The organism is Eubacterium ventriosum, assembly GCF_025150745.1.
Taxonomy (GTDB): domain Bacteria; phylum Bacillota; class Clostridia; order Lachnospirales; family Lachnospiraceae; genus Eubacterium_G; species Eubacterium_G ventriosum.
Window position 1 is genome coordinate 2,329,907 of sequence record NZ_CP102282.1, and the last position, 21,540, is coordinate 2,351,446.

Below are 21,540 nucleotides of genomic sequence, written 5' to 3' on the forward strand. Positions count from 1 at the left end.
CCTTTCTTAAAATCTTGTTTTAAACATTATTTCAAATCAATATTTAATTACAATCTTCGTTATATTGTAATTGCTTTGTATTTCAACTTCTTTTTATTGAATTAGAATTTTAATCAAATCCTTTGCTTAAAAGTTGTTCTCCTTGTGTCATAACTTTTGTAATCAAATCTTTACAGGAACATATTTCTTTAACTAGCCCTGCGCTTTGACCTGCCATTACACTACCATTATCTACATCTCCGTCCACAACTGCTTTTCGCAAACCGCCAAGCGTAAGTTTTTCAAGCTGTTCCAGACCTGCACCCTCTGCCTCAAGTTTAAGGTATGTATTAGTCTGTTTGTTTCTAAGATTTCTTACGGGATGTCCCGTGCTTCTGCCTGTAACCTTTGTGTCAATATCCTTAGCTTTTACGATTTTGGCTTTATAATTGTCATGAACTGTTGATTCTTTTGTTGCCACAAAAGAAGTTCCCATTTGAACACCACTGGCTCCCAGCATAAATGCCGCTGCAAAACCTCTTCCATCTGCAATTCCTCCTGCCGCAACAACAGGAATGTTTACTGCATCTACAACCTGTGGCACAAGAACCATTGTTGTTATTTCACCAATGTGTCCTCCGGCTTCTGTTCCTTCTGCAATTACCGCATCTGCACCGCACTTTTCCATCATTCTTGCCATGGCTACTGAGGCAACAACAGGCATTACTTTTATTCCTGCATTTTTCCACATTTCCATATATTTTCCCGGATTTCCTGCTCCTGTAGTAACAACCTTCACATTATGTTTTGCTACTACTTTCGCAATTTCATCAGCTTGTGGATTCATAAGCATTATATTCACGCCAAAAGGCTTATCTGTTAATGTTTTTGCTTTAATAATCTGATCTTCAACCCACTTAGCATCTGCGCCACCGGCTCCTATAATTCCAAGCCCGCCTGCATTAGATACTGCCGCTGCAAGATTGGCTTCAGCAACCCAAGCCATGCCTCCCTGAATAATGGGATATTCAATTTCTAAAATTTCTGTTAAAGCTGTTTTCATAATCGCCTCGTTTTGTTTTCTGATTTTCTAATTATTTTTAGTTATCTTCTATTTTTTTACTAGCTTTTAATTATCTTTCTGACTATTTTTATTTGTTCTTTTCAATGTAATCACAAACATCTCCAACTGTCTTAATATTTTCAAGTTCTTCTGTTGGAATCTTTACTTCAAATTCATCTTCAAACTTCATTACTAAGTCAAATAAGTCTAATGAATCAGCTCCTAAGTCTTCATCAAAAGTTGTTTCCTTTGTAATTGTTGCTGCGTCTGCTCCTAATTCTTCTGCTATTAATTCTTTAATCTTTTCAAACATTTTATTTTTCCTTTCATTTTTCATTTTTATTTTGTATGTAATCCGGCTAACCGGTAATTACCTATGTTTTATAATTTGTTTTAAAATTTTCTAAAACTCCAAATAAACTGCTGACCATGTAAGCCCTGCGCCAAAACCTGCCATTATTATTTTGTTTCCTTTTTGAATCTTTCCATCCCTTACCATTTCGTCAAGTAAAATTGGAATACTTGCCGATGATGTATTTCCATACTCGCTAACATTTTCAGGAATTAAATCCATTGAAACTTTTAATCGTTTTCCAATACTTTCAAGTATTCTTTTGTTAGCCTGATGTAACAAAAACAAATCAATTTCTGATTTTTCAATTTTCATCTTTGAAATCAGTTCTTCAATACACTCAGGGACTTTTCTTACTGCAAATCTAAAAACTTCCTGCCCATTCATAGATACGAATGTTTTTTTAGAATCATTTATTTCCCTGTACTGTATTGAATTCTCACATGTTAATGCACCTCCCATTGAGCCATCCGAATGCATTACTGTTTCAAATCTTGCTTTTTCATCTTTTTTAATAATTGCAGCTCCTGCTCCATCTCCAAAAAGAATTGCTGTTGTTCTGTCTGTCCAATCAACTATTTGTGACAAGCCTTCAGCTCCAATGACTAATGCCGTTTCAACCAAGCCTGCGTTTATATAACTTTGTGCAATGTTATATGCTGTAATAAAACCTGTACATGCCACATTGATGTCAAAGCACATGGCATTCGTTGCCTTTAACTGATCCTGTACAATACAGGCTGTACTTGGCAAAATAGTGTTCGACGATACAGTTGATACAATTATCAAATCAATTTTTTCACAACTTATTCCGGCATTCTCTATTGCCTTTTCTGCCGCCCTGCACGCCATATAACTTGTACTCTCATTGGTCATAATATGTCTTCTCTTTATTCCTGTCCGCTCTCTTATCCACTGGTCATCTGTTTCAAAGAACTCTTTTAAGTCATTATTACAAACAACATTATCCGGCGCATAAGAACCTGTTCCTATAATCTTTCCAAACATAAACTCAAAAATCAGATTGAATTCCCAAAGTAATTCATTATCCTTTCAAAAATTATTCAAAACACTTTAATCAAAATAGGTTAAGCAATCACATTTATTTTTATTTAAAATTATTTTGTATTAAAATTTTTTGATTTTAAAGTGTTTTGACTTTCAAAGTATATTATTAAAAAAATAATTTGTCAACACCTTTTTTAAGATTTCTCTCCTCCTTTTCTGTACAAAGTCGCCCAGGACGTTGTCTACGCTCATTGGATACAATAAATCTGCCCTTCTAGTGTCATTACATGTCATATGATAAAAATGTTGTAGCTTTCGTAATCCCCAAGCTTCACAAAAAAACCGGGCTACGCATTTGTACCGACCTCCAATCGTTAGATTTTTAGGTCTAACTTTTGGGGGGCGGTACAATTTTCAATGCGTCTCCCGGCTTTTTATTCTATCTGGTTTATGGCTATTCCCTGCCATCTCTCCAGACTTATATTCTAATAGCCATAAGGTGTTCCCTTACCGCTTCCTTCCTTTAATCTTGCCATTGCTCTTGCTAATGATGCCTTTGAAATATGATATTCAGCAATACTTTGCTTCTGACGAAGCTGTTCTTCTGCTCTTTCTTTGGCTTCCTCAGCTCTTCTTAAGTCGATTTCTTCAGGATATTCACAAGTGTCAACTATAACTGTAGCTCGATTGTTTACCATCTGGGCAAAACCAGTCCCTGTTACACCTACAATAGTGCTACCGTCTTCCTTTGTGATTTTTATTTCTCCTACCTCAACAGAAAATACCATATTTTCATGATGAGCCTGAATGGCTTTTGAGCCATCACGAAGAGGTAAAACTAACTGAGTGCATCTTCCATTATAGAATATCTTATCGCAAGCAATAACTTTTATACCAAATGAATTACTCATAGCTCATTCCTCCTAGTTTGCGGAACTTTCTCCTGCCATTGTCTTTGCCTTTTCAATAACATCATCAATTGTTCCAACATTGAAAAATGCAGCTTCCGGATAATCATCCATTTCACCATCAATTATAGCCTTAAATCCACGTACTGTTTCTTTAAGTGGTACATACTTTCCTGGTACACCTGTAAAGTTTTCAGCTACATGGAATGGCTGTGAAAGGAACTTCTGAATCTTTCTAGCTCTATATACAACAAGTTTATCTTCATCTGATAATTCTTCCATACCAAGAATAGAGATAATATCCTGTAATTCTGTATATTTCTGAAGAATTTCCTGAACTCTTCTTGCTGTTTCATAATGTTCTTTTCCTACAACATCTTCCTCAAGAATACGTGAATTAGATTCCAAAGGATCTACTGCAGGATAAATACCCTGTTCAACAATCTTTCTTGAAAGAACTGTTGTTGCATCAAGATGGGCAAATGTTGTTGCCGGAGCAGGGTCTGTTAAGTCATCGGCAGGCACATATACGGCCTGAACTGACGTTACAGAACCATTCTTTGTTGATGCGATTCTTTCCTGTAATTCACCCATTTCTGTTGCTAATGTTGGCTGATAACCTACCGCTGATGGCATACGTCCAAGTAATGCTGAAACTTCTGAACCAGCCTGTGTAAAACGGAAAATATTATCAATGAATAACAATACGTTCTGATGTTCTTCATCTCTAAAATATTCAGCCATTGTAAGACCTGTTTCAGCAACCCTCATACGTGCTCCAGGTGGCTCATTCATCTGTCCAAACACTAGGGCAGTTTTATCTAAAACACCTGATTCTTTCATTTCTGTCCATAAATCATTACCTTCACGGGAACGTTCACCAACACCTGTGAATATTGAATATCCACCATGCTGTGTTGCAATGTTTGTAATCAATTCCTGAATAAGTACTGTTTTACCTACACCGGCACCACCGAAAAGACCGATTTTACCACCTTTTGCATAAGGTGCCAAAAGGTCAATAACCTTAATACCTGTTTCAAGAACTTCTACAACAGGGCTCTGGTCTTCAAATGATGGTGGATCTCTGTGTATACACCAATGCTGTTCACCATCTAATTTTTCTCCATTATCTAAAGTATCTCCAAGAACATTAAATAATCTTCCAAGAGTCTTTTCACCTACAGGAACAGATATACCACTTCCTGTTGCAACAACTTCCATACCTTTATGAAGACCTTCACTTGCTGCAAGCATGATACATCTTACTGTATTATTTCCTATGTGTTGCGCAACCTCCATTACACAACGCTTTCCATTGTTATCTACTTCAAGCGCATCTTTAATATATGGAAGGTTGTTGTCTGCAAATTCTACATCCACTACAGGTCCCATAACCTGTACAATCTTTCCTTTTAACATATGGTTTCGATTCCTTCCTATTTCTTCTTCTGTGCCTTAGCACCACCAATAATCTCAGTAATCTGCTGAGTAATGGCTGACTGACGCACACGATTATATTCAATCGACAACTGTTGCAACATATCTTTTGCACTATCTGTTGCCGCCTGCATTGCCATCATACGTGAGCTATGTTCACTTGCAAATGATTCAACTAATGCTCCGTAAATGAAACCTGTTACACAGTTTGGAACAATATGCTCCAGAACTTCCTTTACTGATGTATCTGTCTTAATCTCTTCCTGATACATATCTATAGGAGGTCTGTTCTTTTCAAACTGTTCTCTGTAACATGGAAGCAAACGCATTTTTTCCGTAACCATAGATACAGAATTTTCCATTTTTGTGTATATAACATAGATTTCATCTAATTCTCTTTTGTTATATAACTCCAAAACTCTCTCTGCAATTACACGGGCTCTATGAAGTGATGGATTCTGAACTGTATATTTAAATTCTGAATCAACCTCCATACCCTCTTTTGCAAAAAACTGACGACCAAGCTCTCCAACTACAAAGAGCTTATTATTTTTTCCCTGCTTAAAAAGTTCATTAGCCATCTTAATAACATTGTGGTTATATGCTCCGGCTAAACCTTTATCAGCAGTAATAACTATATAACCTCTCTTCTTTTCCTCATCAGGAATATTGGAATGAGGGTCAAAATACTTACTTCTTGCATCAGGCAAATGTCGAAGAAGTCTCGCAATTGCCGACTGTAATTCATAGAAGTAAGGCTCTGTGTCTTCAAGTTTCTGTTTTGCACTTCTAAGCTTTGCAGAAGAAATCATATACATGGCATTTGTAATCTTCATCGTATCCTGGATACTTTTCATTCGTTTCTGAATTTCCTTAGTATTTGCCATTATCTATCACCTGCTTCTAAATTCTGCTCTTATATTCTTTAGCTGCTTCAACTATTCTTTCTGTAAGTGCATCATCAAGAACTTTCTTTTCATTAATTTCATCAACAATATCCTCATGTTCTGCCTTAAAGAAGTCTAACATTCCCAGCTGTACTTCCTTAGTTTTCTTGACATCTACATCTAAGAATATACGGTTTGTTGCTGCAACCAATGTGATAACCTGTTCAGCAAGACTCATTGGATTACAAAGTGGCTGCTTTAATAATTCCATAAGTCCTTTACCATACTGTAACTGTTCCTTAGTTGTATCATCTAAGTCAGAACTAAACTGTGTGAACACTTCCATTTCACGGTACTGTGCCAAATCAATACGAATAGTTCCTGCCGCTTTTTTCATAGCCTTAGTCTGTGCCGCACCACCTACACGGGATACAGAAATACCAACGTTAATAGCCGGACGCATACCTGAGAAGAATAAGTCACTTTCAAGGAAAATCTGACCATCTGTAATAGAAATAACGTTAGTCGGAATATAGGCAGATACATCACCATCCTGCGTTTCAATAATAGGAAGTGCTGTAATCGAACCTCCACCTAATTCATCACTTAACTTACTTGAACGCTCTAACAATCTTGAATGTAAATAGAATACGTCACCAGGATAAGCTTCACGTCCAGGAGAACGCTCTAACAAAAGTGAAAGCGCTCTATAAGCTACTGCGTGTTTTGAAAGATCATCATATACAATAAGTACATCTTTGCCTTTGTACATAAAATATTCAGCTAATGCTGTACCTGCATATGGTGCTATATACTGCAATGATGCTGATTCACTTGCTGTTGATGATAAAACAATTGAATAATCCATTGCACCATGTTTCTTTAATGTGTTTACTAATTTGGCAACTGTAGATGCTTTCTGACCTATGGCTACATAAATACAAATAACATCTTTACCTTTCTGGTTAAGAATTGTATCAATTGCTATTGAAGTCTTACCTGTCTGTCTATCGCCGATAATTAATTCTCTCTGTCCTCTACCAATAGGAAGCATTGAGTCTATTGCCAAAATACCTGTTTCCATAGGCTGGCTTACTGACTGTCTGTCAACAATACCAGGTGCTTCCTGTTCAATGGCTCTATAGTCATCTGCCTTAATCTCACCCTTTCCATCAATAGGTGCACCTAATGCATTAACTATTCTTCCAAGAAAAGCATCACCTACAGGAATTCCTGCTTTCTTCTTAGTTCTTGTTACTTTTGTACCTTCTTTTATCTCAGTGTCTTTACCGAAAATAATACATCCAACCTGGTCACGCTTAATGTCCTGTACCATTCCCTTAACACCATTTTCAAAAATAACGATTTCTCCATACATAGCATGTTCAATACCATAAACTGTTGCGATTCCGTCACCAACCCAGATGACTGTTCCAACTTCCTGGTCCTTACATACTGTATCGTAGTTCTCTATCTCTGTTTTTAAAATAGAAATAATTTCTTCCGAATTAATGGAACCCACGTTATCACCTCCATGTTAGTTTTTTCTCTAACCTGTTAAGTCTGCCTCTAATGCTGTTGTCTTCTTCAATATCTCCAACTTTCAAAACAAAGCCACCAATAAGTTCCGGCTGCTCAACCATTGTAAGTTCAACCGTCTCTTTATTGTACTTCTTTGCAAGGTAATTTTTAATCTGACTTAACTGATTTTCATTTGGCTCTACTACGTAAGATAATGTAGCTGTTAAAATATTGTTAGCTTCATTATATTTTTTATAGTAAGCTTCTATAATCTCATCTATATAAGACATTTTTTCATGGTCACATACAACCTTTAAGAAATTCTCTATTTCTTTTGGAAAAACTTTTTCTATAATAGAATATTTTTCATTCTTTGAAATAATGGGACTCTCCAAAGTTCTATGCAACTGCTCTGTCAAAGAAAAAATTCTTTTACTCTCTTCAACTGTATCTTTCTTTATGCCTAATTCAAAAAGAACTTCTCCATAATTATTCGCTGTCTGTGTCATTTACACCACCTGCTTTAGCCAAAAACTGATCATACATTAACTGATTGCTTTCCTTTGTACCGGATTCACCCAATACTTTTTCTGCTGCTGCAACAGCAAGTCCTGCAATCTCTGACTGTAAATCCTGTACTGTCTTTTCTCTATCCAGTTCTACAGCTTTATGTGCATCCTTTATAATTCTGTCTGCCTCTGCACTTGCCACAGAAACCTTGTTATTATATTCAGTCTGCGCACTCTTTCTAGCTTTCTCGATGATTTCTGAAGATTCCTTATGTGCCTGTGTAAGCTTATCTTCATACTGAGCTTTCAAGTCATACGCTTTATCCTTTTCTTTTCGGGCATCAGCAATATCTCCTTCAATCATCTGCTTACGCTGTTCCATAATATTAGTTACCGGTTTGATTAAAAACTTTCTAAGTGCAAGGTAAAGTACAATTAGATTGATGATGGTAAATACAACGTTCCAATCTATTCTTAATAACTGCATTCTCTACCAAATCCTTTCTTATCCTAAGAATAAAATAATTAAAATAGCTACAACCATACCGAAAATTGCAGTACCTTCTGCAAGGGCACAACCAAGTAATAATGCCTTAGTAATCTTTCCTTCTGCTTCCGGCTGTCTTGCGATTGCATCTGTTGCCTTTGATGTTGCAATACCAATACCTACACCTGCTCCAATACCTGTTAATGCTGCTAAACCTGCTCCAATTGCTACTAATGATGTCATAATATTTATCTCCTTTTACTCTATACTTTCTTTAATAAATAGCGATGTTAAAAATACAAACACATATGCCTGTATAAAACCATCAAATAAATCAAAATACAAACTTAATGGAACCGGAACCAAAACCGGCGCTACGATTTTAATAAGTTCCATAATAACGAATGCGCCTAAAATATTACCAAATAAACGCATACACAACGACAGTGGTCTGATAAACACTTCCAATATGTTCATAGGAAGCATTATTATTATCGGCTCTGCAAAGCTTTTCAAAAATCCCTTTACACCTTTCTGATGTATTCCTGCATATTCTACAAGAATAATACTCATCAGTGCCAACGCTCCTGTTACACCTACATCTTTAGTTGGTGATTTCAGTCCAAACAGACCAATCATGTTTGAGATTGCAATGTAAATTCCAACTGTCATCATATAAGGAATATACCTTTTTCCTTTTTCTCCTAACATATCGTAGAAGAAATTGTGTAATCCTCCGATAACAGTTTCCACAACCAGTTGTCTTTTTCCAACGTTTTCTACCTTTAGATTTCTTCCAAGGAAGAACGCTGCCACAATTAATACTGCCATAATAATCCACGTGACCACGACAGATTCGGCAACCGGAATTCCTCCAAAAATCGGAATTTTAAATGCTGTCTCACAATTTAATTCTGCCATTAATTCCTCTGACAGATTTCCCATTTTTGAACCTCCTCTCTTAGTATTGAACATATTTACGTGTCTGACTTATTTATCGGACATCAAACATCCAAATTTTAATCGCACGAATTACTTCGCACCTTACACTTAAACATGTTACCTTGAAAATTGATTTCTCAGTGTAGAACCTTTGGCTGTTAATTGCCCACACTAACATATATTATGTACAAATACCATACTTTTTTTATTATATTTACTATAATATTTTTTCTCATATAGTATAAAAGAGCAGATGCCACAGCCCTTCATCCGACCGTAACTCCACTCCCTTGCGTATATGTCATTGCCTATGCAATTATTGTCAAATATCTCTCACAATTCGCAATTATACTACTTTCTCCAAATAATGGTAGTCTTTTTTTTACTAATTGTGATTTTTTGTCAATTTGTCAATTATGTATATTGGCTATTTTTTACATTTTTAAGATTATAAAGATACTTTTTTTAGTGTATTTTGTATATTTTGTACACATTTTCATTATACATATGTCTAATTCTTATTCTTGTGATTATGCTTTTTTCGTCTATATTTTGTGAGTTTTTCACAAAAAAATTAATGGTTTTTTATGTTAAATTACTGCTAATGTTTGCCATCATAATAAAAACATTGAACTCTCCATTGGTATGGTCTACTTCCATTCTGCCATCATATTTTTCAACTACGGCACTAACCGAAGACAGACCTATTCCTGTATCTTTAAACTCCCGTTTTCTTGAATAATAACCCGAATGACCTTTCTTAATTTCACCATTGTACAAGTTCGAAACTAACATACATATATACTCATTACTTCTGTTTATTCTTAATTTTATTCTTTTATTTTCTTCTTTTTCGCTTGCTTCAATGGCATTTTCCAGAAGATTTCCTATTACAATACATAAGTCTGTATCACGTATCTTTAATTCTTCCGGTAATGCCACATTTAAATGTACCTCTATTCCATTATCTTTTGCCAGCAAAATATAATGATTCAAAATTGCATCAACTGTACTGTTATTACAATAAACCATTGGCTCTTTTGTAGAATAAATCTTATTATATTCTTCCAAATATTCTATTAACTGCTCTATTTTATTTTCCTTTGCTAACTGATAAACAACATTAATATGATGATGTATGTCATGTCTGCTTTTTCTGGTTTTTTCTATTTTTTCAGTAATCATATTGTACTGCTCAGATTTCATGTCAATAAGCATTTTGCTTCTCTTAGCCTTCTCCTCTGCTCTGACAAATTTTTCCTCCGTATTCATATTGGAAAACTGCATTACACTAACAATTACAACACCTATACTTAATGTAAATCTTGCAATTACCTGATTAAAACGCATATATGTAATTTCGAAGTTGTTTTCACAATATGCCAAACTTACTATAGAGAAAATTATTGGAATAATCCAGGCCTGCCTCCACTGTCTTCTATTATCAGTTTTTACAACAGGAACTATATATTTCTTCCATAATATGTACATAAAAGGAAAACATATTGCTGATATTATAATTCTTAAAACTGCCGTATCCAAATAAGTCGCCGACTGCCTTATGGTTATATAATTATTAATATGACTTGCCCAAACCAATATAACAACACTTATGGGCAATAATAATCCATACACAAACAATGACTTTTCTATATAATCATCCACTAAAAAAATAACCAACGTCAAAACCACAAATATTTGGACCACTCGATAGGAAAACATAACATCCAAATTGTAAAACTCTGCCGTGGTTATCTTTTTAAATATTAACAAATATATTGTTAGTGCAATATAATTTAAAACTCCTGTTGTTATTACAGAAAATCTTAATCTGTCTTTAAATGGCATATATAAAAGAAATATCCATGGGAATACATCTAAAAAAACATTTGTAATTAACCAAAAATTGCTCATACTTTCCCCCTACTACTTTATGACTGTAATTTTGACTCTATTTCATCTCTCATTTCCAAGACTCATTCCATCAAAATAGGATTAAACTGTCCACGCTGTCCTGTTTTAATCATTTCAACAGCTTTCTTGTGACTTATTGCTTCATTATAAATGTCTGCTAATATAGTCAATGACTCCAAGCTCATAAGCTTTTCTAATAAATGATGCTGACTTTTCATCAGAAATCATTATTACAGGAACATTTTCTGAGAGACTTTTCTGCTTCATATAAGTCAAAACTTCAAATCCGCTCATTCCACACATTTTTAGGTCAAGAAGTACCAATGCAATGTCTTCTCCATATTTGTTCAACATATCTATTCCCTGTTCGGCATTTGACCCATTAAGCATATCAAACTCTCCGCCTAACATTTCTGTCAATTCATCACAATCACTTTCTGAATCGTCAATTATAAGTATTTTAAATCTGTTAACATCACTAACATTATTGCCAATTACGTTCTTTTCATTTTCAGTTACAACCATATTCTTTTTAATCTTAGCCTTATACATTAACTTATCAGCCTTTTCAACGGCTTTCTCTATAGGCTGTCCACCTGAAATTACTCCACCTATACTTACTGACAATTTAAGTTTAGGATATCCCGGAACCTTGGTATTATCAATTGTCTCTCTTATGTGTTTTATTTTCTTAACAAAAGTATTTTCTTCAATTCCCGGCATAACAATAAGAAATTCATCACCACCATATCTTATTATTAAGTCTGTCTTTCTTATTTCCTTCTTTATTACACTTACAACTGTTTCCAGTGCAACATCCCCTGCCATATGCCCAAATGTATCATTATATAATTTGAAATCGTCAAGGTCTAACATGGCAATTCCCGAAACTCTTGTTGTCATCTTAATATTCTCTTCATAATATTTTCTGTTATATGCACCTGTCAGAACATCAATATAAATCTCTTCATCTATTCCTGCTATCTTTTTTATTATTTCCTTACGTCCGTCCTGATCTATTAAAACATCGCTGTCTAAGCAATTAATCATCTCCATAATATGAGGCACATTATCTATTTCAATATATTTTGATATCACCTGATACATATCAGAATTAATAAATTCAATCTTAGTTCTCTGCTTCTTATCAGCTAATACTCTTGCTGAAATACAATTTTCACAGCGTTTATCTCTGTTCCAAAATGAATAGCATTGGCATGGATTGTCCGGCATTTTTTTCTTTCTTAATGAATTAGCTGTCTCAAATCCTTCAATATCCAATATTCTTACAATTGAAAAAACTTTTTCAAGCTGCTCCATCATTTCTTTTGTTTCCTGCTTAGTCATACTTTCGTCCATTCCCATGTTTTTCCTCTTTCCTATTTATATTTATAGATTTAGTCTAAAAGTATATAATAAAAAAATAGAGCTAATCATATTTTAGCATTCATACTCCGTATTTCTAAAACATTAACTAGCTCTATTATAATAAATTACACTATAATTTTAAATAGTTTTATATAATCTTTCCATTCTTTATTATGTGTTTAATTTCTAAATTTTTATCCAGCAATACTAAATTTGCGATTTTTCCCGGCTCTATGCTCCCAAATCTGTCATATATACCTATGGCTTTTGCCGGATTAACCGCTGCACACTTTATTGCACTTTCCAACGGAATATTCATTTTTTTAACCGCTGTTCTTACACAATTCATAAGATTAGTAACTGAACCTGCTATATTTCCTTCCTTTGTAAGTGTTGCCACATTTCCCTTCACTGTAACATCCAATCCTCCAAGTGTATATTGACCATCATCTAATCCACAAGCCATCATACTGTCACTTATCATTATGATTCTGTCATCTCCAAACATTTTAAATGTTGTTCTAACCGTTGAAGGATGGCTATGTACACCATCCACAATCAATTCCACTGTCACATCTTCATTGTCACATGCTGCTCCTATAACTCCCGGACTTCTATGGTAGAAATCATTCATTCCATTATATAAATGTGTTACGTGTTTTGCTCCATTATCAAAAGCAAGCTTTGCCTCATCATAATCTGCCGCCGTATGTGCTACTGAAACTCTAACATCATCTTTAATAGCCTTTATGCATTCAATTGCCCCATCTGTTTCAGGTGCAATATCTACTAATTTAATAAGTCCTCCTGCTGCTTCCTGCAATCTGTAAAACATATCTGCATCAGGTTTATGAATAAATTTCGGATTTTGTGCTCCCTTCTTTTCCATTGAAATAAAAGGGCCTTCCATGTTTATTCCAACAAGTTCTGCTCCTTCTTTTCCATCATACTCTCTTGCTGTCTTATAAATTTCACTTAATTTTTCTTCCGAAAAAGTCATTGAGGCAGGACAAATGGTTGTAATGCCGTTTTTCAATTCATATTCAGCCATTTTTGAAATAGCCTCCTTTGTTCCATCGCAAAAATCGTATCCTACACATGCATGAAAATGAATATCTGTAAGACCCGGTATTACATATAAACCTGTTGCATCAATTATCTCTCCTTCACCTGTCTTAGATATTTTTTCATCTTCAACATATACTTCTTTTTCTTCAAATCTACCCTCTGCATTAAATACTAATCCATTTTTTATAATCATCTTTAATACCTCTTAATTTCTTTCACTCTTTTGTAATTTTCTTTGATGTAATTACAACTTATTATAGGATTCCTGCCAAAGCCTCTTTATCTCCCACTAACGTTACATCATTGTGAAGTTGTAATACTGATGCGGGAACTTCCGGTGTTACAGGTCCCAAAAAGGCTTTCTTCACTATATCTGCCTTATCTTTTCCCGATACAACTATTATAATTTTTTTTGCCTGCATAATAGATTTTATTCCCATTGTATATGCCTGTTTTGGCACATCTTCCTCTCTTTCAAAAAATCTCTTATTTGCTTCAATTGTGCTCTTCGTTAAGTCAACACAATGCGTTTCCTTTTCAAAAGCCTCTCCCGGTTCATTAAATCCAATATGTCCGTTATGACCAAGTCCTAATAACTGCATATCAATTCCACCAAACTTTTCTATTATGTCGTTATACTCCTGACACGCCTTTTTTGAATCAGGTTCCAATCCATTTGGAACATAGGTATTTTCTTTCTTAATATTTATTCTGTCAAATAAATGTTTGTTCATAAAATATCTGTAACTTTGGTCATTATCTCCTGATAATCCTTTGTATTCATCCAGATTAATTGATACAACACTTGAAAAATCCAAATCACCTTTTTCATACCATTTTACAAGCTGATCATAAATTCCAATTGGAGTGGAGCCTGTAGCAAGTCCCATAACACTATCCGGCTTTAAAATAATCTGAGCTGAAATGATATTTGCTGCTTTTCTGCTCATTCCCTTATAATCCTCACCTACATAAATTCTCATAACTGATTCCTCCTAATATATTTTTTTTATTCTATTTTGTTCCGTTTTCTTCGCTGAACAAATCTGTAACAGACAAATTTCTTGCCATTAAAGTTTCACTAATATATCTCTGGTTCCAAAGGTCATCTTTTTTATATCCTGACGCATCTATATAAACCTGTTTTCCTGCAAAGTCTACCTTAACCAAAGTATAACTTCCTGAATATTTCCAATTACCTAAAACTATATGAGCCGATATTCCTGCCTTATTGCACAATCTTGCAAGTACCTTGCTATATCCTGTTGCAATAGCCTTTCCATTAACCACACATGATGTGCATCCCTCAAAGTAATTCTTTTCAAAAGCTTCCGTCATATTTGAAACACTGTCAGAGCTTTCCATCATTTCATTATCCATAGTCAAATTATCATCCATCCATTTAAGGAAATAATCAATTGTCTGTTTTTTGCCATATTCTTTAGGAATTTCTTCCACTACTTTATTAAGTATTTTATCTGCCTTCTGTTTCATATCCAAAACTTTTTTCTTTTTTGTTTCATCTATTGTTTCTAATGGTTTCTTTAATTGATCAAGATTATTTACATATCCGTCATCATCAATATTACCCTGCTTATTTAAACCTTCTGCCGGGTATAATAAAATTAAACATTTTACAATCTTTTTTTCTTTTATATCAGTAATATTTTTTGTTATAGAACTAATACTTTGATTTTTTTCTGTCATAGGGACATTTACCATTGCATAAAACAAATCATCTTCTCCGCAATACAAAGCCTGAGTTACCCTTGAATATTCTGTTCCGTTAAGTGGATTGTCAAAATAAAGTTCTCCACCTTTAAAATTTATAATTGCCTCTTTTATTTTTTCATAAGCCTTTTTCTCATTATCACTAAGTTTTTCATAATAATATGTATCATTAAATACCTTATCTTCCCTCGGAGGATTTCCAATCTGGTTCTCATATGGATTAGCTTTATACTTTTGTTTTTCATAAACAGATAAAATGCTCACTAATATTATTAAAATTATTATTGCCCAAAAAACTTTTGGATGGTCCCTTACTACTTTAAACATTTAATCCTCCCTTTGTTTATATTAATAGTTTTATTTTTTTCTTGATTTTGCCACAAGAAGCTTATTCTAAAAATCTCAAAGGGATGTCTTAACAGACACCCCTTTGATTTAAATATAATTAAATTATTTACAAAGTTTCTTAAATTCATCAGCTACAAACTGTACTTTTGTTCCAATAATAACCTGAACATTATTCTTGCCCGGTCTGAGAACCCCTGCTACGCCTGCTGATTTAATCTTCTTTTCATCTACGATTGTATTATCTTTTACTTCGAGACGAAGTCTTGTAATGCAGTTATCAATTTCAACAACATTTTCTTTTCCACCGATACCTTCTAATATAATAGAAGCAACCTGTGTATAATCATTATTTCCAAGTTCTGCCTGTTTTTCAGCTTCAACATCGTCATCTTCACGACCTGGTGTCTTAAGGTCAAACTTTGTAATTGCAAATCTGAATACTACATAGAATACTATAAATGCTGCAATTCCCAAAGGAATGATTAACCATGTCTTTGATGCTGCAGGAAGTGTTGATGAGAATACTAAGTCTGTACAACCTGCTGAGAATGAGAATCCTGCTCTAAATCCTACATAATATGTAATTACTGTAAAGATACCGTAAAGGATAGCATAAATTAAGTAAAGTACAGGTGCTAAGAACATAAAACCAAATTCAAATGGTTCTGTAACACCACATACGAATGCACAAATTGCTGCTGAAAGTAAAAGACCTGCTGCTACTTTCTTCTTATTATCCTTTGCACAGTGAAGCATTGCTAAAGCTGCACCCGGAACACCAAACATCATACATGGGAAGAAACCTGACATATACATACCAAGTGACCAGCTTACATCTGCTGAAGTCTTACCACCCCAGAAGTTTGTTAAATCACCAAGTCCGATTGTATCGAACCAGAATACATTGTTAAGTGCGTGATGTAATCCTGTTGGAATTAACAATCTGTTAAAGAATGCATATAAACCTGCTCCAACACCACCTAATTTAACGATTCCTTCACCTAAAGCAATAAGTGCACCGAATACTAATGGCCATACAAATAATAATACTACTGATACAAGAATTGAAACAACTCCTGCTACAATGGCTACACATCTCTTACCACTGAAGAATGATAACCAATCAGGTAATTTAGTATCTTTAAACTTGTTATAGCATGTTGAACCAATAATACCTGCCAAGATACCGATAAATGGGTTTACAATCTTGTCAAATGCCAATGTCTTATTAGCATTTTCAGCAATTGCCGGCATAATAGTTGTAACAAATCCTGTGTTTAATAATGTTGTTATCATTAGCCATGATGCTAATGCTGCAACACCACCTGTACCATCATTATCCTTGGATAAACCAACACCAACACCGATTACAAATAAAAGTGCCATATTATCAATCAAAGCAGCACCGGCCTTAACCAAAAATAAACCAATCAAAGGAATAACTCCTTTGATATCACCACCCTGCATTGTTGCAGGACATAAAGCGTAACCGATACCCATTAAAAGTCCACATATTGGAAGTACGGCTACTGGAAGCATTAATGCCTTTCCTAATTTTTGAAGATATTTCATCATAAAAAACATCCTCCTTTCTCATTATTATAATATTATTTTTAAAATCCCGTCTTTTAGGACTTTATTTACTTTATTTTGTAAGTTCAATTATTGTGTCACCCACACTAACTTCCTGACCAACATTTGTTTTCACTTCTTTATAGATGTCCGAATTGCAGATTATAATAGGGGTAATTACATCAAATCCTTCACCTTTAAGTGCATCAATATCAAACTCTAAAATCAAATCTCCTTTTTTAACCTTGTCTCCTACACTAACTTTAGGTGTAAAATACTTTCCTTTTAATTTTACAGTATCAAGACCTACATGCATTAATATTTCTGCTCCATTATCTGAAACAATACTTAGAGCATGCTTTGTATCAATAACTACTGCCACGCTTCCGTCTATTGGGGAATATAGTTTTCCTTCACTAGGCTCAATTGCCATTCCTTTTCCTAACATTTCCTGACCAAATGTTGGATCGTTAATACTTGAACTTGGAACAGCCATTCCTTTTATTGGTGCTGCCAAAACATCATCAGGCGCTACCACTTTTTTTTTCAAAAATTCAAACATTTGATAATCCTCCTATCGCTTATATTTCAATATTTGGCTGAATACGTTTAATGTAAACTGCCAAATATACTTTTTCCTCTTTAGGAATATCATATCCATATTTACTTTGTACAAACTGACTTATTTTCTCACTTATATCATATTCCTTAGGATACTTATTAATAATCATATCTAAAAATTCCTGATCCTGATTGTCCAACAATTCTCCGGCAAACATACGTTGTGCAAAGAATTTCAAATGTGTTATAAACCTTGAGTAATGTAAACCTAATTCATCAAGTTTTATACCTAATTCTTTTTCAACAATACTAATACATTCCCTAATCATTGTTGTAGCATTAACTGTATCACTCATTCCCATATTGTACTCTGCAATTACAAAATGAAGTGCTATAGATGCAGCTTCATCTTGTGGCAATTTTATTCCTGCCTCACTCTCAATAAGTTCCAGTGCCTTTTTACCAACCAAATATTCACTAGGATAAAAGCTCTTAATCTCATTAAATAAAGGATTTTCAAATAATTCTCCTTTGGTTGACCGTTCAAGTAAGAAATTAATATGATCCGTCAATGAAATATATATACTTGGACTTAATCTTTTAGGCATAACCTGCTGCGCATATGAAATAATGTCTACAGAAAGATTCAAATAATTATGTGGAATCATTTCAATCAATTCACTAAACTTACCAACTTCATCTTCACTATCCAAAACGAATTTCTTTTCAATCTTATCCTCAGCTACTTCGTCCCCAACCTTCTTTTGAAATCCTATTCCTTTCCCCATAAGAACAATCTCCCTATTGTTTTCGTCATGGGTACTTAACACATTGTTGTTTATTACTTTGTTTATTATCATAATTTTTCCTATTTTATTATCTATATCATATAATAGCTTTACTAAATCATTTGCTTTTTTTCATAAAATTGTTTTTGTAAAAAAAATAGACCTAGCCTCGCAAAAGATAACTTGATTTGCGAAATCCGGTCTTGCCTAACAAAATAGTAACAATCCATAATAACGTTCCCTCAACTGTTAAAAACAGTTTAGCATTTATTTCCAAATATGTCAACAAATTTTCAAATTTTTTTGCACTTTTGCACAATCATTCAAAAAAAGGGTCTGACATTGCCAGACCCTCAAAAATTCAATTCTTCCTAATTTAATTTTTCTATTATTTTTACTATTTTCTTACTTTAACTTTCTTAATTTTACTCCAATCACCTGTTACTTTCACATTGCCTGACTTAACTACATATGCACGTACCTGAATATAATAAGTTTTCTTCTTAAGTTTCTTCAAAGTCTTTTTTACAGATTTTGTTGTTACTGTTTTAGCCTTTTTCAACTTTTTGTTTGTTGAATATTTTATCTGATAGCCTGTAACACCTTTTACCTTTTTAATATTTATCTTAATATTTCTGTTGTTCTTTGAACGTACTACCTTTTTTACGCTTACTTTTCCCGGCCTGCTTACTACAACCTTAGATGTAGTTGTCACTCCATTACCAGTTGTTGTTACTCTATTCCCCGTTGTTGTCACTCCATTATTAGTTGTTGTCTTTTCTTCACTTGGTAGTGTTGTTTTATTTGTTGTGCTTTCTCCTTTATTATAATTAGGATCAGGAATCTGTGTTGTTGTCTTAAATGATACATTAGATAAAGTAATGTTTGCTGCTGAATTAGTTGCTGCTGCATCACCATCACACTTTCCCATTCCAAAGTATAAGTCAAGGACGCCTTCCATATCTTCTGCCAAAGTTACTTGTCTTGAGAAGTTATAAGGCACTCTGGCTTTTAAGTCAATATATTCACCAAATATTTCTTCGTCGCCATCTCCAGCTACTTTTACAAAAACCCTCTTATTCACATCAGATGTCATTGTAAAACTATAGTTATATGTTCTGCCCGGATAGTAATGTAATCCTTTTAAGTACTGCTGAACTCCCCACTGTGAATTACCTATTGATGTAATGTTCATTGTTGCGCCTGTTACTGCTTTGTCTGTAGATTTTGATGTACCTGAAGCCCCTGCCCAGTCAGAGCCGAAATAAGACCCCCATTTTTCACTACATGTTTCAACAGCATCTTCTGTTACAGTAATCATAGGTCCCGTATACTTAGTTGTTGTTTCTTCAACTTTCTTATATGCTCTAACCCAGTCAACTTCCATTGTTGCCGGGAAAGCTGTTTCATCAATGTCATATCCCGGCCACTGACCGCCAATTGCCATATTAAAGATAATAAAGTATTCCTTTCTTACCTCGCTAAATGAGTCGTTTGAAACATCCATCGTTCTATAAACTTTACCATCCACATACCATCTTAACTTGTCTGCTGTCCATTCAACTCCATATACATGATATTCTGTTCTGTCTGCCACTGCTACTTGACTTCCTGAATCTGCGTTATTATTTCCCGGATCATTAAACCAATGCAATGTTCCATATACAAGATTTTCATCATTAATTGCTTCCATAATGTCTATTTCACCACATTTAGGCCAACCTACAGAATCCTGATTTGCTCCAAGCATCCAAAACGCAGGCCAAACACCTTTAAACTTTGGCATTTTAATTCTCGCTTCAATCTTTCCATATTTGAAGTTCTTCTTATTCTTTGTTGTAATTCTTGAAGATGTATATTTCATTCTGCCATAGTCTTCACGCTTGGCTGTAATCTTCATAGTACCATTACTTACCGTAATATTTCTGTCAGTATAATACTGCTGTTCGTTATTACCCCAGCCCCAGCTTCCTGTTCCTATTTCATAGTTCCATGTGTTGGTGTCAAGAGAATTACCATTAAACTCATCTGACCAAACCAATTCATAATTGTCTGCTGCTTTAACAGTATTACTAAAAGCAAATACCGTTCCAATGACAGAAAATGTCAATAAAGCCTTTGTCAATAAACTCTTCTTCATATCATTCTCCTTAATTTTAATTATACGTTCCAAGGTCTTCGTCCACCATTATTCAAACATAGGTAGTAAAATACCTTTTGATTCCATAATATATCTAAACAAATAAAAACGTTTTTCGCAAGAGTTTATTGTTATTTTGCACAAAAAAATAACACGCAGGTAATTTCCACGTGCTATTTTACTTAATATGTAATTATTTTAATATTATTCTATGATAAATCTATGTAAATAAATATATATGAATAAATCTATATAAACAAATCTTTGTAAATAAATCAGTATGAAAATTAATCTACTGAATTAATAATCCACTGACCATTCTTAGTTGTAGCAGATACTGTAAAACCATCATAATAGAAGAAGCCATCATACTCACCTTCTTCAAGACAGCTCTTATCCTTATCCATACTCTTATACTTTCCAATTGCAGCTACTAACTCATCCATATTCTTTCCAATATACTTTTTAGCAGTACTCTTACCATTGCTATTTGACTTAGCCTTAGTTGCCTTTTCAGAACTCTTCTTTACAACCTTCTTAGCCTTCTTAGTTGTGGTTTCAACCTTTTTAGTTACCTTTTCAGTAGCCGTCTCTGTTACCTTCTCCGTTGTTTCTTCTTTATTTTTTTTCATAATGGCTGTTTCACCCTTATCAGCCTTCTTCTTTGTTTTCTTTTTTGCCTTTGTAGTAGCCTCTTCCACAGCTGTATTTTCAGCAACAGTAGTTGTTTCCTCCACAGTAGTCTCCTGCACAGTTGTTTCTGCAACCGTAGTTGCTACAGCTGTAGTTGCCTCTTCCTTCTTGCCATTTCCACAACCTACTGTTAAAACCATGGCTACCATAACAGTTCCAATCATAAAATACTTTCTCATTCTCTATTATCTCCTTAACTTACAATATTTAACAACTTAATATACGTTATTCCATATTCCAAAACATTTTTTAACATTCCAA

General features: G+C 34.1%; 21 protein-coding genes. All 21 read right to left on the minus strand.

The window, feature by feature from the left end; genetic code table 11:
* Nucleotides 1-109: 109 nt before the first annotated feature.
* Complete coding sequence (gene fabK / locus NQ558_RS10460) at nucleotides 110-1,042, minus strand: enoyl-[acyl-carrier-protein] reductase FabK (RefSeq protein WP_005360557.1); 933 nt, start codon at nucleotides 1,040-1,042, stop codon at nucleotides 110-112.
* Between the two features lie 88 nt (nucleotides 1,043-1,130).
* On the minus strand, nucleotides 1,131-1,355 hold the full coding sequence (gene acpP, locus NQ558_RS10465; protein WP_040446354.1) for an acyl carrier protein: 225 nt from the start codon (nucleotides 1,353-1,355) through the stop codon (nucleotides 1,131-1,133).
* 90 nt (nucleotides 1,356-1,445) lie between these two features.
* The gene (locus NQ558_RS10470) at nucleotides 1,446-2,402 is read right to left on the minus strand and encodes a beta-ketoacyl-ACP synthase III (RefSeq protein WP_005360554.1); all 957 of its coding nucleotides are present in this window, start codon (nucleotides 2,400-2,402) and stop codon (nucleotides 1,446-1,448) included.
* Between the two features lie 485 nt (nucleotides 2,403-2,887).
* Nucleotides 2,888-3,313 carry a FoF1 ATP synthase subunit delta/epsilon gene (locus NQ558_RS10475; protein WP_005360552.1) on the minus strand — a complete coding sequence of 142 codons (426 nt, stop codon included), beginning with the start codon at nucleotides 3,311-3,313 and terminating at the stop codon, nucleotides 2,888-2,890.
* Nucleotides 3,314-3,325: 12 nt separating this feature from the next.
* Nucleotides 3,326-4,732: a F0F1 ATP synthase subunit beta gene (gene atpD, locus NQ558_RS10480; protein WP_005360551.1), complete on the minus strand. Its 1,407-nt coding sequence runs from the start codon at nucleotides 4,730-4,732 to the stop codon at nucleotides 3,326-3,328.
* Nucleotides 4,733-4,749: 17 nt separating this feature from the next.
* Nucleotides 4,750-5,637 carry an ATP synthase F1 subunit gamma gene (gene atpG, locus NQ558_RS10485; RefSeq protein WP_005360549.1) on the minus strand — a complete coding sequence of 296 codons (888 nt, stop codon included), beginning with the start codon at nucleotides 5,635-5,637 and terminating at the stop codon, nucleotides 4,750-4,752.
* A gap of 16 nt (nucleotides 5,638-5,653) precedes the next feature.
* Complete coding sequence (gene atpA, locus NQ558_RS10490) at nucleotides 5,654-7,159, minus strand: F0F1 ATP synthase subunit alpha (RefSeq protein WP_040446352.1); 1,506 nt, start codon at nucleotides 7,157-7,159, stop codon at nucleotides 5,654-5,656.
* Nucleotides 7,160-7,163: 4 nt separating this feature from the next.
* Complete coding sequence (atpH, locus tag NQ558_RS10495; protein ID WP_005360545.1) at nucleotides 7,164-7,667, minus strand: ATP synthase F1 subunit delta; 504 nt, start codon at nucleotides 7,665-7,667, stop codon at nucleotides 7,164-7,166.
* Nucleotides 7,648-8,154 (minus strand): F0F1 ATP synthase subunit B, encoded by a 507-nt coding sequence (gene atpF, locus NQ558_RS10500; RefSeq protein ID WP_005360544.1) that lies wholly within the window; start codon nucleotides 8,152-8,154, stop codon nucleotides 7,648-7,650. The genes atpH and atpF overlap by 20 nt, the downstream gene beginning before the upstream one ends.
* A gap of 18 nt (nucleotides 8,155-8,172) precedes the next feature.
* Nucleotides 8,173-8,397 carry an ATP synthase F0 subunit C gene (gene atpE / locus NQ558_RS10505; RefSeq protein WP_005360543.1) on the minus strand — a complete coding sequence of 75 codons (225 nt, stop codon included), beginning with the start codon at nucleotides 8,395-8,397 and terminating at the stop codon, nucleotides 8,173-8,175.
* A 15-nt stretch (nucleotides 8,398-8,412) separates the two neighbouring features.
* Nucleotides 8,413-9,099 carry a F0F1 ATP synthase subunit A gene (locus tag NQ558_RS10510; protein ID WP_040446351.1) on the minus strand — a complete coding sequence of 229 codons (687 nt, stop codon included), beginning with the start codon at nucleotides 9,097-9,099 and terminating at the stop codon, nucleotides 8,413-8,415.
* A gap of 582 nt (nucleotides 9,100-9,681) precedes the next feature.
* Nucleotides 9,682-11,010: a sensor histidine kinase gene (locus NQ558_RS10515; protein WP_005360541.1), complete on the minus strand. Its 1,329-nt coding sequence runs from the start codon at nucleotides 11,008-11,010 to the stop codon at nucleotides 9,682-9,684.
* Nucleotides 11,011-11,154: 144 nt separating this feature from the next.
* Nucleotides 11,155-12,375 carry a GTP cyclohydrolase IIa gene (locus NQ558_RS10520; RefSeq protein ID WP_005360540.1) on the minus strand — a complete coding sequence of 407 codons (1,221 nt, stop codon included), beginning with the start codon at nucleotides 12,373-12,375 and terminating at the stop codon, nucleotides 11,155-11,157.
* A gap of 151 nt (nucleotides 12,376-12,526) precedes the next feature.
* Nucleotides 12,527-13,639 (minus strand): N-acetylglucosamine-6-phosphate deacetylase, encoded by a 1,113-nt coding sequence (gene nagA / locus NQ558_RS10525; protein ID WP_005360539.1) that lies wholly within the window; start codon nucleotides 13,637-13,639, stop codon nucleotides 12,527-12,529.
* A gap of 61 nt (nucleotides 13,640-13,700) precedes the next feature.
* On the minus strand, nucleotides 13,701-14,429 hold the full coding sequence (nagB, locus tag NQ558_RS10530; protein WP_005360538.1) for a glucosamine-6-phosphate deaminase: 729 nt from the start codon (nucleotides 14,427-14,429) through the stop codon (nucleotides 13,701-13,703).
* Between the two features lie 31 nt (nucleotides 14,430-14,460).
* Nucleotides 14,461-15,504 carry a hypothetical protein gene (locus NQ558_RS10535; protein WP_005360537.1) on the minus strand — a complete coding sequence of 348 codons (1,044 nt, stop codon included), beginning with the start codon at nucleotides 15,502-15,504 and terminating at the stop codon, nucleotides 14,461-14,463.
* Nucleotides 15,505-15,627: 123 nt separating this feature from the next.
* Nucleotides 15,628-17,100: an N-acetylglucosamine-specific PTS transporter subunit IIBC gene (gene nagE / locus NQ558_RS10540; protein ID WP_040446349.1), complete on the minus strand. Its 1,473-nt coding sequence runs from the start codon at nucleotides 17,098-17,100 to the stop codon at nucleotides 15,628-15,630.
* A 70-nt stretch (nucleotides 17,101-17,170) separates the two neighbouring features.
* A complete protein-coding gene (locus NQ558_RS10545) occupies nucleotides 17,171-17,659 on the minus strand; it encodes a PTS sugar transporter subunit IIA (RefSeq protein ID WP_005360532.1) in 489 nt (162 codons plus the stop codon).
* Nucleotides 17,660-17,678: 19 nt separating this feature from the next.
* Nucleotides 17,679-18,518 (minus strand): BglG family transcription antiterminator LicT, encoded by an 840-nt coding sequence (gene licT, locus NQ558_RS10550; protein ID WP_005360530.1) that lies wholly within the window; start codon nucleotides 18,516-18,518, stop codon nucleotides 17,679-17,681.
* A gap of 325 nt (nucleotides 18,519-18,843) precedes the next feature.
* A complete protein-coding gene (locus NQ558_RS10555; protein WP_005360528.1) occupies nucleotides 18,844-20,586 on the minus strand; it encodes a glycoside hydrolase family 16 protein in 1,743 nt (580 codons plus the stop codon).
* A 287-nt stretch (nucleotides 20,587-20,873) separates the two neighbouring features.
* Nucleotides 20,874-21,458: a hypothetical protein gene (locus NQ558_RS10560; RefSeq protein ID WP_005360527.1), complete on the minus strand. Its 585-nt coding sequence runs from the start codon at nucleotides 21,456-21,458 to the stop codon at nucleotides 20,874-20,876.
* Nucleotides 21,459-21,540: the final 82 nt, after the last annotated feature.

What these genes read in the sequence shown, in the direction of transcription:
- NQ558_RS10545 (WP_005360532.1), bottom strand. Translation starts at nt 17,659, where the DNA reads ATGTTTGAATTTTTGAAAAAAAAAGTGGTAGCGCCTGATGATGTTTTG.
- acpP (WP_040446354.1), bottom strand. Translation starts at nt 1,355, where the DNA reads ATGTTTGAAAAGATTAAAGAATTAATAGCAGAAGAATTAGGAGCAGAC.
- atpD (WP_005360551.1), bottom strand. Translation starts at nt 4,732, where the DNA reads ATGTTAAAAGGAAAGATTGTACAGGTTATGGGACCTGTAGTGGATGTA.
- nagA (WP_005360539.1), bottom strand. Translation starts at nt 13,639, where the DNA reads ATGATTATAAAAAATGGATTAGTATTTAATGCAGAGGGTAGATTTGAA.
- NQ558_RS10535 (WP_005360537.1), bottom strand. Translation starts at nt 15,504, where the DNA reads ATGTTTAAAGTAGTAAGGGACCATCCAAAAGTTTTTTGGGCAATAATA.
- licT (WP_005360530.1), bottom strand. Translation starts at nt 18,518, where the DNA reads ATGATAATAAACAAAGTAATAAACAACAATGTGTTAAGTACCCATGAC.
- atpE (WP_005360543.1), bottom strand. Translation starts at nt 8,397, where the DNA reads ATGACATCATTAGTAGCAATTGGAGCAGGTTTAGCAGCATTAACAGGT.
- NQ558_RS10520 (WP_005360540.1), bottom strand. Translation starts at nt 12,375, where the DNA reads ATGGGAATGGACGAAAGTATGACTAAGCAGGAAACAAAAGAAATGATG.
- NQ558_RS10470 (WP_005360554.1), bottom strand. Translation starts at nt 2,402, where the DNA reads ATGTTTGGAAAGATTATAGGAACAGGTTCTTATGCGCCGGATAATGTT.
- fabK (WP_005360557.1), bottom strand. Translation starts at nt 1,042, where the DNA reads ATGAAAACAGCTTTAACAGAAATTTTAGAAATTGAATATCCCATTATT.
- atpG (WP_005360549.1), bottom strand. Translation starts at nt 5,637, where the DNA reads ATGGCAAATACTAAGGAAATTCAGAAACGAATGAAAAGTATCCAGGAT.
- NQ558_RS10515 (WP_005360541.1), bottom strand. Translation starts at nt 11,010, where the DNA reads ATGAGCAATTTTTGGTTAATTACAAATGTTTTTTTAGATGTATTCCCA.
- nagE (WP_040446349.1), bottom strand. Translation starts at nt 17,100, where the DNA reads ATGATGAAATATCTTCAAAAATTAGGAAAGGCATTAATGCTTCCAGTA.
- atpH (WP_005360545.1), bottom strand. Translation starts at nt 7,667, where the DNA reads ATGACACAGACAGCGAATAATTATGGAGAAGTTCTTTTTGAATTAGGC.
- NQ558_RS10510 (WP_040446351.1), bottom strand. Translation starts at nt 9,099, where the DNA reads ATGGGAAATCTGTCAGAGGAATTAATGGCAGAATTAAATTGTGAGACA.
- atpF (WP_005360544.1), bottom strand. Translation starts at nt 8,154, where the DNA reads ATGCAGTTATTAAGAATAGATTGGAACGTTGTATTTACCATCATCAAT.
- nagB (WP_005360538.1), bottom strand. Translation starts at nt 14,429, where the DNA reads ATGAGAATTTATGTAGGTGAGGATTATAAGGGAATGAGCAGAAAAGCA.
- NQ558_RS10475 (WP_005360552.1), bottom strand. Translation starts at nt 3,313, where the DNA reads ATGAGTAATTCATTTGGTATAAAAGTTATTGCTTGCGATAAGATATTC.
- NQ558_RS10555 (WP_005360528.1), bottom strand. Translation starts at nt 20,586, where the DNA reads ATGAAGAAGAGTTTATTGACAAAGGCTTTATTGACATTTTCTGTCATT.
- NQ558_RS10560 (WP_005360527.1), bottom strand. Translation starts at nt 21,458, where the DNA reads ATGAGAAAGTATTTTATGATTGGAACTGTTATGGTAGCCATGGTTTTA.